The sequence below is a fragment of the Comamonas sp. Y33R10-2 genome (assembly GCF_019355935.1).
In the GTDB taxonomy this organism is placed as follows: Bacteria; Pseudomonadota; Gammaproteobacteria; order Burkholderiales; family Burkholderiaceae_C; genus Comamonas.
Map to the genome: position 1 here is coordinate 2,431,895 of NZ_CP079925.1, position 13,007 is coordinate 2,444,901.

The window sequence follows — 13,007 nt, forward strand, 5'->3', positions numbered from 1 at the left end:
GTATCAATTCAGCGCCGGAAAAAGCCACTAACGGCTTCCCCGGCTAGCAATCTTTAGCAGCGAACTTCGCCGTCGCCCAAGACTACATATTTAAGCGATGTCAGACCTTCTATGCCCACCGGACCACGCGCATGGAACTTGTCGGTGCTGATGCCGATCTCTGCGCCCAAGCCGTATTCAAAACCATCCGCGAAGCGGGTGCTGGTGTTGACCATGACGCTGGACGAATCCACCTCGCGCAGGAACTTCTGAGCGTGCTGGTGATTGGTTGTCAAGATGGACTCAGTATGGTGGCTGGAGTATTTGTTGATGTGGGCGATGGCCTCATCCACGCCGTCCACCAGCTTCACGCTGATGATGGGCGCCAAATACTCTTCGTACCAATCTTGCTCTTGTGCCTCAGCCAGCTTGGCATCTTTAACGCTTTGCAAAATGGCCAGTGCTTCGCGGTCGCAACGCATTTCCACACCCTTGGCGGCAAAAACGGCGCCAATCTGGGGCAAGAATTCGGCTGCCACAGCTCGCGCCACCAACAAGCTTTCGCTGGCATTGCAAGGGCTGTATTTGCTGGTCTTGGCGTTGTCGGCCACCTTTACCGCTATGGCGATGTCGCAAGGATCATCAACATAGGTGTGGCAGTTGCCATCCAGATGCTTGATGACGGGCACCTTGGCCTCGCGGCTGATGCGCTCGATCAGGCCTTTGCCGCCCCTGGGGATGATGACATCCACGTAGTCAGGCATGGCGATCAACTGACCCACCGCATCGCGGTCGGTCGTAGCCACCAATTGCACGCCGTTTTCTGGCAGGCCGGCTTCAGCCAGCGCCTGAGCAACCAGCTTGGCTAGCGCCTTGTTCGACTCAATCGCTTCAGAGCCGCCACGCAAGATGCAAGCATTGCCGCTCTTAATGGACAGGCTGGCCGCTTCAATCGTCACATTGGGGCGGCTTTCGTAAATCATGCCAAACACGCCAATGGGCACACGCATCTGACCGACGCGAATACCGCTGACCATTTGCTTGAGGCCACTAATCTCACCAATCGCATCAGGCATGGCCGCCAACTGCTCGCAGCCTTCGGCGCAGGTCTCCAAAACCTTGGGGGTCAAGCGCAGTCTATCGACCATGGGGGCGGCCAAGCCGTTGGCCACGGCACGCTCCAAATCCTTGGCGTTATCGATCTGCAGCGGCTCGATTTGCTCGCGCAGCAGACGGGCTAGCGCCTTAAGTGCTTTGTTTTTAGTAGCTGCAGATGCACGAGCCATAAGGGCAGAGGCAGATTTTGCCTGTGCGCCAAGGGCATGCATGTATTCGACGGTGTTGAGCGCGTTCATGGTGTATTTTCGCCGAGATATGCCATGTGCGCAGACAAGCTTAGCCAAGAGCAGGTTTATGGTCACCACCCACCTACACTGATCACCTGAGCCCGCATCAAAATCGCAAGGGAACCTATGACAGCAAGCAACTCACCGGCTCTTGAAGAAGCTGCGCAGCAGCTCAAGCAACTGCGCAGCGGTTTTGAGCTATTGGCGCAAACGCAAATCACGGCTGCGGCCCTCGGTCAGCAAGCGCGCGCCGCCACCGCCTTGTTCCAGTCACTGCCGCCACGTTATGAAGAGGTCTTGCTCAATCTGCTGGACCGGCTCGAGTCGAGCGCGCTGTTTACTGAGGAAAGCTGCTCTTTCAGCCAAAAAGGCCTGCTGGATAACCTGCAACTGTGGGCGGACAAGGCGCAGAGACAGCTTGTTTCTTAAATTTTGCTGAAAAACAGGCTTTCGCGATCTCGAAATTTGCAAACAAATGCGGCCAACATAAAGTTTTTTGTCTGCGCGTAAAAGGCCGTAACACCGCTGGTGCTGCACTGCACGCCTGGCTACCTTGGGAACCTCTTAACTTGCTTGGAGATGTTCATGGGACTGCTCAACGAAATCGTGGGTGCTGTGGTTGCAGAAGAAGCCTTGGACAAAGTTGACCCCAATGCGGGTTTCTTTAAAAAGGGCATGGCAGCTGTTGCCGGCTTTGAAGGCGAGAAAATCATTGAAGAGAAAATTGATGAGCATCAGCAGTCGAGCCAGCCTGCAGCAGATAACTCTCAATAAGCCTTCTGCTGCTCACAAAAAAGGATGCTCACGGCATCCTTTTTTGTTTTATCGACCCGACTGTGCCAACTGCATGGCCAGCTGGCGCAAAGCCTGCCAGCTGTTACGGGGCCAGCCCTCACTGGGCAGGCCTTTGACAATACCGTCCACCGCGTGGGCCGATTGCAGCAGCTGCGCAGCCTTGTCATCACTGACACGCGGCACTAAACGCTCCATCAATCGTTCTTTCGGGCCCCAGATGCGGTTTTCACGCAGCGCCATGGGCAGAGGTTTGCCGCCCGCCATCGCATCTTTCACGCGTTTGATGTTGCGAATATCTTCGGCCAGCGCCCAATGCACCAGCACCTCAGCCTCGCCTTCGGCCTGCAGGCCATCGAGCATGCGCATGGTGCGCGCCAGCTGACCAGAGAGCACGGCTTCAGACAGCTTGAACACGTCATAGCGCGCCACATTGAGCACGGCCTGCTCGACCTGCGCAAAGCTCAGCTCACCCTCGGAGTGCAGCAGCGCCAGCTTTTGAATTTCCTGATGCGCAGCAAGCAAGTTGCCTTCTACCCTGTCGGCAAAAAATTGCAGTGTGCGCTGGCCTTCTTCGCCCGCAGCCACGCGCTGGTTTTGCAACGCCAGCCGCTGGGCAATCCAGTGCGGCAGCGCGCCGCGCTCTATGGGCTCAACCTGAATGGTGACGCCCTGCGCATCCAGCGCCGAAAACCATGCACCCGTGCGCGTGGCCTTGTCCAGGCGCGGCAGGCTGATGAGGGTCAGCGTGCTGTCGTTGCCCTGCGCGCTGCTGGCCAGTTGCTGCAGCGCTGCGCCGCCTTCTTTGCCGGGCTTGCCGCTGGGAATGCGCACTTCCAGAATCTGCTTATCGGCAAACAGGCTCAATGAGCCGCCCGCCGCCAGCACGCTGCTCCAGTCAAAGTGCGCTCCCATCACGGTGAAGCTGCTGCGCTCGGTATAGCCCTGGGTGCGCGCCAAAGCGCGAATGGCGTCTGCCGCTTCTTGCAGCTGCAGCGGCTCATCGCCATGCAGCACATAGAGCGAGCGCAAGCCCTTGGCCAGATGGGAGGAAAGCTGGTTCAGCGCAAGCTGCATGAGGTTTTATGTATCAAATCAACCGCTAGTCTTTTATCTATAAGGACTAGCAGCTATCAATTTAAGAAGTTTCCAGACTCTTCACCGCGCCTAAACGGCGAATGATCTGCTGCACGATATCGTTACGCATGTCCTTGTTGAGCATTTCTTCTTCTGCCGCCTTGGACAAGGCATTGGTTTCGTTATAAGTCACGTTGCGAATCTGGCGAATCGTCGTGGGCTCAATCACCATATCGCCACCTGGCGTGCGCAGCGAAAAAGTCACCAGCAGTCGCAGCTCAATTTCACGCACCTGACCGGCCACATTCGAGCCGATGATGATGCGCTGGGCTTGCTCGCCGACGATCTGGCAGATCACATCGGCCGTATCGGGTGACGCTGGGTCTTTGATGACCACGAGCCTGTCGCTAGACGACTCCAGATTGCGGCGCAGCAGCGTGCCCACAGGCGCACCACGCCCGGCTTGCACGTAGATGGAGCGAAACACAAAATTCGGAGCACCGCGCAAACGGAATCCACAGGCCCCCAACAAAGGCGTCAAGGCCATAGCGGCCAGCAGCGTACGTTTTTGCATCAACGGTCCTTTTATCTACAAAATCCTGCCGCTCCCAAAGAGGCGGCAGAAACCATCACGGCGGGCATCGCCCCTTGCGCCAGCAATACCGAGCAAGGGCCGCCCCGCAGCAAAGGTATTGTCCCCCTCCAGCATTGCGAAGCAAAGCAAGAGAGGGGGAAGGCGCAAAGCGCCTCAGTGGGAGTCTTAAATGACCACGTTCACCAGACGACCAGGCACCACAATGATTTTCTTGGGCTCCTTGCCTTCGGCGAACTTCTGGTACTCCTCATGGGCCAGAGCCGCTGCTTCGATGGTGGCCTTGTCCGCACCGGCAGCCACCACAATGGAGCCGCGCAGCTTGCCGTTGACCTGCAGCATGAGCGTAATCTCGTCCTGCACCAGCGCCTTGGGGTCGACCTGGGGCCATGCGGCATCCAGCAGATCACCCATGTGGCTGGCGTAGCCCAGATCGCTCCACAGCACATGGGCGACGTGAGGCGTTGCCGGGTACAGCACGCGCAGCAAAATGCCAAAGCCTTCGATCAATGCGACCTTGGCACCCGCCTCATCCAGCGCCTTGAAGTCTTCCAGCGCGTTAATCATCTTCATCGCGCCAGAGACCACGGTGTTGTACTGCATGCGCGAGTAGTCGTACTCAACTTGCTTGAGCACGTTGTGGATTTCCAGACGCAGGGCCTTGGCAGCCTTGCTAAATTCCACATCGTCCAGCGACTTGGCACCGGCCACGCCGGCCACAGCCGAAGCCATGTCCATACCCGCCAGCTTGACGCCGAAGTTGTAGACGCGGCGCAGGAAGCGGTAGCTGCCTTCGACGGCGGACTCATTCCACTCCAGTGTCAGCTCAGGCGGCGAGGTGAACATGGTGTACAGACGCGCGGTGTCGGCGCCGTATTTTTCGATCAGCTCTTGCGGGTCCACGCCATTGTTCTTGGACTTGGACATGGTCGTCATCTCGTAGTCGAGCTTGGAGCCGTCGGCCTTGAGCGTGCAGGTCGCAACGTCCACGTCCTTTTCCCAGTAGTACTCTTTGGCACCGCTGGGCAGTTTTTGTGAGTACGCACCGCGCAGCACCATGCCCTGCGTGAGCAGCTTGGTGAAGGGCTCGTCGATCTTGAGCAGGCCCAGATCGCGCATGACCTTGGTCCAAAAGCGTGCGTACAGCAAGTGCAGGATGGCGTGTTCCACACCACCGATGTACTGGTCCATGCCGCTGCCACCAGTGGCTGAGTTTTGATCGCGCATCCAGTAATCAGCGCCAGCGCCCACCATCTGCTCGCTGTTCTTGGCGTCGCAATAGCGCATGAAGTACCACGAGCTGTCCACGAAGGTGTCCATGGTGTCGGTTTCGCGGCGGGCAGGTTTGCCGCAGCAAGGGCAAACCACACCGGCGTGGAACTCTTCACTCTTGATCAGCGGGTTGCCCGAACCGTCCGGAACCAGACCTTCCGGCAGCACAACCGGCAAGTCCTTCTCAGGTACAGGCTGGGCACCGCAATCTTCGCAGTGGATGATGGGGATAGGTGTGCCCCAGTAGCGCTGGCGGCTCACGCCCCAGTCACGCAGGCGCCATGTGGTTTTGAGCTCGCCCAAACCCTTGTCGCCCACAATCTTGGCCACGGCTTGCACGGCATCCTTATGGTTCAGGCCATTCAGTTCGCCAGAGTTGATCAATACGCCGCGCTCCTTGTCGCCGTACCAGTCGCTCCACAGCTTGTCGTCGTAAGCGGCTTGACCTTCAACCGCCACCACTTGCTTGATAGGCAGGTTGTACTTGTTGGCAAACAGGAAGTCGCGTTCGTCATGAGCTGGCACGCCCATCACAGCGCCGTCGCCGTAGCTCATCAGCACGTAGTTGCCAATCCACACCTCGACTTGCGCGCCGGTGATGGGGTGGGTGACAAACAGGCCGGTGGGCTTGCCTTCTTTTTCACGCACGGCCAGTTCCGCTTCCGTGGTGCCGCCCTTTTTGCATTCTTCGATGAAGGCAGCGAGGTCTGGCTTGCCCGCCGCAGCGTGCGTGGCCAGCGGGTGCTCAGGCGCCACAGCGCAGAAGGTCACGCCCATGACGGTGTCGGCACGGGTGGTGAAGACGTACATCTTGCCGTCTTGAATCAGGTTGCCGTCAGCGCCCTTGATGTCGTGCGTGAACGCAAAGCGCACACCGGCGCTCTTGCCAATCCAGTTTTCCTGCATCAGGCGCACTTTGTCGGGCCAGCCGGTCAGCGTGGCCTTCTCATTGCCCATTTGCACATGGTCCAGCAGCTCTTGCGCGTACTGGGTGATGGCCAGGTAGTAGCCGGGGATCTCGCGCTTTTCCACCAGCGCGCCCGTGCGCCAGCCGCGGCCGTCAATCACTTGCTCGTTAGCCAGCACGGTCTGGTCCACCGGGTCCCAGTTCACCACTTGGGTCTTGCGGTAGGCAATGCCTTTGTCCAGCATTTTGAGGAACAGCCACTGGTTCCACTTGTAATAGTCAGGGTCGCAGGTTGCGATTTCACGCGACCAGTCGATGGCCAAGCCCATGGCCTGCATCTGCTTTTTCATGTACGCGATGTTTTCGTACGTCCACTTGGCAGGCGGCACCTTGTTTTTCAGCGCCGCGTTTTCAGCGGGCAGACCAAACGCATCCCAGCCCATGGGCATGAGGACGTTAAAGCCCTTCATGCGCAGCTGGCGCGTGAGCATGTCGTTGATGGTGTAGTTGCGCACATGGCCCATGTGCAGTTTGCCGCTGGGGTAAGGCAACATGGAGCAAGCGTAGTACTTGGGCTTGCTGCTGTCTTCGGTGACGCGATAAGCGTCCTTGGCTTGCCAATGATCTTGAGCGGCGCGCTCGACGTCGATGTGGTTGAATTTTTCTTGCATGGTGCAGTGCATTGGCCGCCAGCCCCCTTGGGTCACGGCAAGGTAGTAATCTGAAATCAGCAGGGATTTTAGGCTGCCCAACCGCTTGTGCCGGTTTCAGAGGGCATGACCGCAGACTGCACTGCGCCTTCTACCCTGTCGGCATCCCGCGTGCAATGCACGGAAATGCAGCTATGCGTAAGCTTTGGACTGAACTTTGGCCTGCGCCCACTGTCTCACACTCTCTGCCCAGCCGCCGCCTGCCCTTTGCTCAACCCAAGCAGAGCCCGCCAGAAAGCCCCGGCTTCGCACCTCACCCTTAAGAATTTACTTGCTAAGGAGCTGTTAGTTGCTTTCCCTATGGTCTTTTGCTTCTGAGTGGAACCCTTCCATGCAAACGCTGGCGGCCCTGTGCGCGCTGGCTTTTATCGCCATGCTGGCCGGCTGGCTGGCTCGCTTGGTGGGGCTTAAGGTGTTTCGCCATATGCGCGATACGCTTAAGGCCCGCTGGGCACTGGTGCTCATGCATGACAAGGTGCTGCGCCGCATGGCCAAAGTCGTGCCCTCGCTCATCATCCAGTTTGGCGTTGTCAGCGTGCCGCACCTAGAGCCGCGCTGGGCCACGCTAATCACCAATGTGGCAATTGCCTTCACCGTCTACCACCTGACGCGCGCGCTGTGTGACCTGCTTAACGCCCTCAACGAGGAGCATGAAAAGGACGAGGAACGCAAAGCTGCCGCCCAGCAACACTCCATCAAAAGCTATGTGCAGCTGGGTAAGCTGCTGCTGTGCAGCTTTGCCGCCGTGCTTATCGTGGCCACGCTGCTCAACCGCTCGCCGCTGCTGCTGCTGTCGGGCCTTGGCGCCATGTCGGCCGTGTTGATGCTGGTGTTCAAGGACACCATCTTGTCCTTTGTCGCCGGTGTGCAGCTGGGCAGCAACGACATGCTGCGCGTGGGCGATTGGATTGAAATGCCCCAAGTCGGCGCCGACGGTTTTGTGATCGACATCGCGCTGAACACCGTCAAGGTGCAGAACTTCGACAAAACCATCACCACCATCCCCACTTGGCGCTTGATGAGCGACAGCTTCAAGAACTGGCGCGGCATGTTCGAGTCTGGCGGGCGCCGCATTTTGCGCTCGTTGCACATGGATGCACACAGCATTCACCTGCTATCTAAAGATGAGCAACATGCCCTTTCAGATATTGGACTGCTGCGTGATTATTGGAATGAAAAGACGGGCCTACGCGCTGTAGATGACGCCCAGCCCGGCACCATTACCGCCACCAGCGGCCACATGATTGCACCCGATCAAGTCAGCAATCTGGCCGCCTTCAAGGCCTATGCCTACGCCTACTTGCTGGCCCACCCTCGCATTCACCAAGGCCCGGGCATGTTTTTGCTGGCCCGCACGCTAGAGCCATCGCCTCAGGGCGTGCCGTTGCAGCTGTACTGCTATACAAAAACCACCATCTGGGTGGAGTACGAAGCCATTCAGGGTGAAATTTTTGACCACCTGATGGGCATGCTGCCGCGCTTTGGCCTCAAGCTGTATCAGCGCTCGTCGGACTATGGAATGCATTACCCCATTCCCGGACCAGCCACCGCTACATCGGCAGCAATGCAGTAATCGCTTTGAGGCTCTTGGGCTCTTGGGCTCTTGGGCTCTTGGGCTCTTGGGCTCTTGGGCTCTTGGGCTCTTGGGCAGCGAGCCTGCGCTGGGCTTTCACGCAAAAGCTCAACGCAAATACACCGCTTCAAAGCGCAGCAGCACCTGCGCATCGGCATCGGTCAGCGTCAACTTTTGGCCTTGCACGGCAAAGCTGCTGACCTGCGCCAGCGTGCTGATGAACAACTGCTCCCTGCGCCTCCCCTGCACACAAGCCATGCGGGTCGTCGTCGTCACGGGCAAACGCAGCCAGCGCCCATCCAAGCTATAGCTGCCCCGCAGCCGGTTGCACCCCCCCGCGCCGTGAAAGCGGCCGGTGCCGCTCTCCAGCACCAGATGCGGCTCAGGCTGGTTGTCGTAAGCGCTGACATGCGATCCGTCCCCCATCTGCACCAACTTCCAGTAAGTATTGAGCAGCGGCGCAGGCTCTGCCGCCATGGCTTGGGCTTCACTCATGCCTTTGAGCGGATTCCCCTCGGCCGTGCAGCCCGTCAGTGCCCACAGCATGCACAGTGCGCCCAGCGCTGGGCGAAAAAAGCCTCTGAAATGAGATGTGGCACGCATAGCATGAAGGAAGGAATGAATGAATGGAAAAAATGCTGCTAAAGATTAGAGCATAGGCGCTATGCAGCTCATTTTTCAGGAGTGCGTCATACCCGGTGTGCCGGGCATTTCCACATAGTCATGACCTGCAGTCATGCCACCATCCATCACGATTTCTGCGTCCACCATGCAAGAGCGTGACAGCCGCTAGTTCAGCTACTTCATGATCAAAAAGCCTCGTGAGAGGCTTTTTGATCATTGGTGGCTACCTCTAAGTCAGCAGGGGCGGGGCAATGTAGATGCCGCTATGGGCGCGGTTTCTGCGACTCAAGGGCATTGCCCGCAGCCTGCTGTGCTTGCTCTTGCGCACCCTCCACTGTCTCCACACCCTCTACAGCCGCCTCGGCCTGTGCCTCAGCGGCGCGCTCGCTGGGGTTGATGCCATCAGCCACAGATTTCCTGCTCCAGAGAGGGCCGCCGGGCAAAGGCTGCATGAGCTTGCCCCCGGCATCGGCCAGCCCCACCAGCAGAGCGCGACCGTCGGGCAGCACGCGAAAGTCGCCATATCTGCCGCTTTCAAAATGTGTGCCCTGCCCTTCTGGGAAGAAATAGGCATCGGTCACCAGCACCCACTTTCCTTTGAGCCGCTTGAGCGGCAAAACCACCTCGCCCTCGCCAGCTTGCTTGCGGTCAGCCACCAGCGCCTGCACCGTGGCAATGCCTTGCCCATCGACAACAGCACGCACATAAGCCGTGGGGGCGCTAATATGTTCTAGCCCTTCACTAACGGCGGGCGGCAGATCAAAGCGCAGCGCCATATAGTCACCCTGCATCAGCGACCTCGGGTCCACGGGCACCAGCGGCACCAGAATGCGCTGGCCGTGGGCAATGACTTGCTCTTTGCCGCGCACGTCCCAGTTGACCGCGCCAAACACCAGCGCCGCGCCCGCCAGCATCCAGCCTAGCTGAGCCTTGTTGCTACGCGTTTGTGGCTGCGCGGCTTGCGGCACAGCATCTGCAGCAGTGCGCTGGCGCAGCACCCACAGGCCTGCCAGCAGCACAGCGCCCAGTACAGCTACCCCAACACCTTTGATGGCCAGCGGCCAGTGCAACTCGTAATAAAACTGACCCAGCACCACCAGGCCTAGCAACCCACACAGCAAAGCAATGCGCCAGCGCCCAGCCAGCAGTGCGGCCGCGGCAATCAAAGCGATCGCTCCCAGATCCACGCGAAACCATGCGCACACAGCCAGCAAAATACCCGTCAGCATTAACAATGCCGACATGCGGGCATGCAACAAACCACGGTCGCGCCAGATGCGCACTAGCAGCGCCGTAGCCAGCAAGACCTCTGCCGCAGACAGCCAGCGTGCGGCGATCAAAACCCAGCTCCAGCTTTGTTGCCAACCTTCATTGCCATCTGAGTTCCAGCCCATCGGCCCCTGCACATCCAGCCAGGCATTGCCGTAGCTGCCCTTGGCGATGAGCAGCAGCACCCCGACGATCGCGGCATCGGCAAACACCGCCCAGCGTGCATGTGCCAACCCTCGCCGGGGCTGGGCCAGCCGGGCGGGCTCGCCCCATAGCCACAGGCACCACAGAGCCAGCAGCAGCAGACTATCGAGCTGCAGCGGCAACAGCCACGGCAACCAGCTTTGCAGCACCATGAAGAAAACAAAGGCAGCCACCGCCCAGCCCACGCCCATGATGGTCTGAATCCAGCACGCCGGGGACAGCCATGCGCCCAGCATCTGCATGGCAGCCGTCAACACACAAGCCATCAACAAATTGGGGCGAGACTCGAGGTGATCAATACCAAAATTGATCAGCAGCAACGCCTGCCCCATCAACCACAGCACCAGCCCTGCACAGCCCGCAAAAGCCTGCGGCCCGCTGCGCAGCAAAAACCCACCACCGGCCAGCGCCAGCAAGCCCAGCACCATGCCGCCAGCGCCTAAAAACACCTCGTCGCCCAGCCCCAGGAACACAAACGCGATCAGCGGAACCATGCAGACCAGTACGCCCAGCATGGCCATGGCAATGACCAGCACTGAGGGCTCGTGTACATCAGCAGGCGCAGCATTGCCCTGCACCAGCCCTTGCTGCTGAGCGGCAGGCCACCAGTGAGGCTGTGATGAAAAACGCTTCATACCTGCTCCTCCCGCATACGCTGCTGCACGCTCATCAGCCAGCGCACCGATCCGCCCAGACAACCCAGCCCCAGCAGACCAAAAATCAGCAGCCCCCCAACATCCGCACTCACCAAAGCCCGCGCCGCAGCCGACAGCAGCAGCACATTCGCCGCCAGCGTAGCCAGGCACAGCGAGACATAGTCCTGAAAGCGCCCGTGCAGCGACAGCACCAGACTGGCGGCCACCAGTGCCAGCGTGCAGACCAGCACAGCCCCTGTGCCACGCTCCTCAAAATCAAAAATTTGCGCTACAAACATGCTGCTCCACACCGCCAGCGCACAGGTCAATGCCGCGCGGTGCGACCACCAGCCCATGCCGCCCTGCACACGCAACCAGGGCAGCAGCGAAACCAGGGTAGGCACGCAAAGCAGCGCCAGCCACAGGCCGATGTTCAGCCAGCTGCTCAACTGCCAGCCATTGCCAAGGAACAGCACATTCCACCAGTCCAGCCGCCCCGTCCACATGACAATGCCCAGCGCCACTATCAGCACCCATAGCAGCCACAGCCAGTCGCTGCGCAGCATGCCCACCCAGATCAGCGACAGCGCGGCCCACACGGCAAACAACTGCCAGGCATCGGCCCCGGTCTGATAGGTTTGCCCCACAAACGCCAGCAAGCCGCCTAGCACCAGCGTGGCACAAAACAGTGCCGCCACCCGCATGCGCGGCCACAGGCAGGCGGCCAGCACGGATGCCGCCAGTGCGCCTTCAATCAGGCTCAGTTTGAAAAGACGGGACTGCTCTTGCCAGTTGGCCGCAATCCAGAAAATCAGACCGCAGCCCAGCAGCAGGGCTGCCACCAAGAGCAGGCCGGTGCGCACACGCGCTTGCATGGTTTGCGGCTGGCTTGGCGACACAGCCAGTTGATAGAGCTGCGCCACGCGCTCTTTCACTCGCACTTGGTCGGCCACCAGTGGCTGGGAGGCCTGATACAGATTGGGGTCCATCACATGCTTTCTGTTCAATCAGTCCATCATGCATGGCAAGCGCGGACTTTGACAAATCAGCTTTGTGAGGAATCTTCTCGTACAAAGCTGCAAGCTGCCGTATTGGTGCAGCGCCAGATGCCCTGCCCGGCCAGTGGCCCCCGCTGCATCACCAGCTTGCGTAGCGGCCAAGTGCACTGCGGGCATTCGCGCACCTCATTCGCCAACTTCACAGCCACGGGAGCCGCAGAAGGCGCCTCTGCCAGCACCGCCACTTCAGCAGCTGCAGATGTCACCGGCTCCAGCAAGATATCAACAGCATCGGGCGGTGGCGGCCTGACTGGCTGGGCCACGGGTTCAGGCGTGGGTCGCGACTTTGGTTTAGCTTGCGACTTGGCGGCCTGCAGCTCCTTCACATGCGCCACATGCTGCTTGTTCGTAGCACGGCCCGGTTGCAGGCGTACTTCTTCCAACTTATCCAGCAAATCCTGCATCTGCTCAGGGCCCCACACCTGCTGTGTAAAGCTCTGGATGAAGCTCACAAAACCATCGCCCCGCGTAACGTTGGGCGGCATCTCGGTCTTGAACTCGCACTCGCCCACAAAGGCGATGACGGAATGCACCTGCTCGGGCGCAACGCCCAGCAACTCTTGAACTGCCTTGGTGTGCTTGTAGTTCTGGCGCAGCGGGTTTTGAAAACGGCTGCGCTTTTTAAAGATTTGCTGCGTCCACTGCGCTTGGCGCTCGCTGCCAAAAATCCAGCCTTGATAGTTCTTGGTCTCCAGCACAAACAGGCCATAGGGCGAAAAGATCAGATGATCAATTTGCGTACTGCCATCGCGCGTGGGCAGGGTGACGTTGTGCAGATCGACATAAACCAGCGGATTGAGCTGCCTGCGAATGGTGTTTTGTACCGCCCGCTCACCACGCCAGCCCTTGAAGCGCGGCGAGCGCAACACGCCCAGCAGCACAGCCACCAGCAGCGCCAGCACTAGATACAAAAACAGGCCTTGAAAGGCCGTCGCAAAAATCTGATTCATACCGCCCCTAAAGCCAAAA

At 59.3% G+C, this 13,007-nt stretch carries 11 protein-coding genes; 3 read left to right on the forward strand and 8 right to left on the reverse strand.

Features of this window, described 5'->3' with window-relative positions; translation table 11 throughout:
* Positions 1-53: 53 nt before the first annotated feature.
* A complete protein-coding gene (locus KUF54_RS10835; RefSeq protein WP_219342841.1) occupies positions 54-1,334 on the reverse strand; it encodes a glutamate-5-semialdehyde dehydrogenase in 1,281 nt (426 codons plus the stop codon).
* Positions 1,335-1,451: 117 nt separating this feature from the next.
* Here KUF54_RS10835 and KUF54_RS10840 point away from each other — a divergent pair, with 117 nt between their 5' ends.
* Complete coding sequence (locus tag KUF54_RS10840; RefSeq protein WP_219342842.1) at positions 1,452-1,754, forward strand: hypothetical protein; 303 nt, start codon at positions 1,452-1,454, stop codon at positions 1,752-1,754.
* Between the two features lie 156 nt (positions 1,755-1,910).
* Positions 1,911-2,099 carry a hypothetical protein gene (locus KUF54_RS10845; RefSeq protein ID WP_255576034.1) on the forward strand — a complete coding sequence of 63 codons (189 nt, stop codon included), beginning with the start codon at positions 1,911-1,913 and terminating at the stop codon, positions 2,097-2,099.
* 48 nt (positions 2,100-2,147) lie between these two features.
* Here the strand turns inward: KUF54_RS10845 and holA are convergent, their stop codons facing one another.
* The 3 genes from holA to leuS form a co-directional block, all read right to left on the reverse strand.
* Complete coding sequence (gene holA / locus KUF54_RS10850) at positions 2,148-3,194, reverse strand: DNA polymerase III subunit delta (RefSeq protein WP_219342844.1); 1,047 nt, start codon at positions 3,192-3,194, stop codon at positions 2,148-2,150.
* 61 nt (positions 3,195-3,255) lie between these two features.
* Positions 3,256-3,768, reverse strand: coding sequence for an LPS assembly lipoprotein LptE (lptE, locus tag KUF54_RS10855; protein ID WP_219342845.1), 513 nt, complete (start codon positions 3,766-3,768; stop codon positions 3,256-3,258).
* 186 nt (positions 3,769-3,954) lie between these two features.
* Positions 3,955-6,636, reverse strand: coding sequence for a leucine--tRNA ligase (gene leuS, locus KUF54_RS10860; RefSeq protein ID WP_219342846.1), 2,682 nt, complete (start codon positions 6,634-6,636; stop codon positions 3,955-3,957).
* 370 nt (positions 6,637-7,006) lie between these two features.
* On the opposite strand from leuS, the gene KUF54_RS10865 reads away from it, so the two are divergent.
* Positions 7,007-8,248, forward strand: a complete 1,242-nt coding sequence (locus KUF54_RS10865) for a mechanosensitive ion channel family protein (protein ID WP_219342847.1) — start codon at positions 7,007-7,009, stop codon at positions 8,246-8,248.
* 108 nt (positions 8,249-8,356) lie between these two features.
* On the opposite strand, the gene KUF54_RS10870 is transcribed toward KUF54_RS10865, so the two are convergent.
* The 4 genes from KUF54_RS10870 to KUF54_RS10885 all read right to left on the reverse strand — a co-directional run bounded on the left by KUF54_RS10870 (position 8,357) and on the right by KUF54_RS10885 (position 12,988).
* Complete coding sequence (locus KUF54_RS10870; protein ID WP_219342848.1) at positions 8,357-8,851, reverse strand: META domain-containing protein; 495 nt, start codon at positions 8,849-8,851, stop codon at positions 8,357-8,359.
* 284 nt (positions 8,852-9,135) lie between these two features.
* Entirely contained in the window at positions 9,136-10,980 is a 1,845-nt protein-coding gene (locus KUF54_RS10875) for a GDYXXLXY domain-containing protein (protein ID WP_219342849.1), read from the reverse strand.
* Positions 10,977-11,969 carry a DUF2157 domain-containing protein gene (locus tag KUF54_RS10880; RefSeq protein WP_219342850.1) on the reverse strand — a complete coding sequence of 331 codons (993 nt, stop codon included), beginning with the start codon at positions 11,967-11,969 and terminating at the stop codon, positions 10,977-10,979. Before KUF54_RS10880 ends, KUF54_RS10875 begins: the two co-directional genes overlap by 4 nt.
* A 56-nt stretch (positions 11,970-12,025) precedes the next feature.
* Complete coding sequence (locus KUF54_RS10885) at positions 12,026-12,988, reverse strand: nuclease-related domain-containing protein (RefSeq protein ID WP_219342851.1); 963 nt, start codon at positions 12,986-12,988, stop codon at positions 12,026-12,028.
* Between the last annotated feature and the right edge of the window lie 19 nt (positions 12,989-13,007).

Excerpts from the sequence above, each read along its gene's own strand:
- KUF54_RS10835 (WP_219342841.1), bottom strand. The coding sequence starts at position 1,334 with ATGAACGCGCTCAACACCGTCGAATACATGCATGCCCTTGGCGCACAG.
- KUF54_RS10840 (WP_219342842.1), top strand. The coding sequence starts at position 1,452 with ATGACAGCAAGCAACTCACCGGCTCTTGAAGAAGCTGCGCAGCAGCTC.
- KUF54_RS10845 (WP_255576034.1), top strand. The coding sequence starts at position 1,911 with ATGGGACTGCTCAACGAAATCGTGGGTGCTGTGGTTGCAGAAGAAGCC.
- holA (WP_219342844.1), bottom strand. The coding sequence starts at position 3,194 with ATGCAGCTTGCGCTGAACCAGCTTTCCTCCCATCTGGCCAAGGGCTTG.
- lptE (WP_219342845.1), bottom strand. The coding sequence starts at position 3,768 with ATGCAAAAACGTACGCTGCTGGCCGCTATGGCCTTGACGCCTTTGTTG.
- leuS (WP_219342846.1), bottom strand. The coding sequence starts at position 6,636 with ATGCAAGAAAAATTCAACCACATCGACGTCGAGCGCGCCGCTCAAGAT.
- KUF54_RS10865 (WP_219342847.1), top strand. The coding sequence starts at position 7,007 with ATGCAAACGCTGGCGGCCCTGTGCGCGCTGGCTTTTATCGCCATGCTG.
- KUF54_RS10870 (WP_219342848.1), bottom strand. The coding sequence starts at position 8,851 with ATGCGTGCCACATCTCATTTCAGAGGCTTTTTTCGCCCAGCGCTGGGC.
- KUF54_RS10875 (WP_219342849.1), bottom strand. The coding sequence starts at position 10,980 with ATGAAGCGTTTTTCATCACAGCCTCACTGGTGGCCTGCCGCTCAGCAG.
- KUF54_RS10880 (WP_219342850.1), bottom strand. The coding sequence starts at position 11,969 with ATGGACCCCAATCTGTATCAGGCCTCCCAGCCACTGGTGGCCGACCAA.
- KUF54_RS10885 (WP_219342851.1), bottom strand. The coding sequence starts at position 12,988 with ATGAATCAGATTTTTGCGACGGCCTTTCAAGGCCTGTTTTTGTATCTA.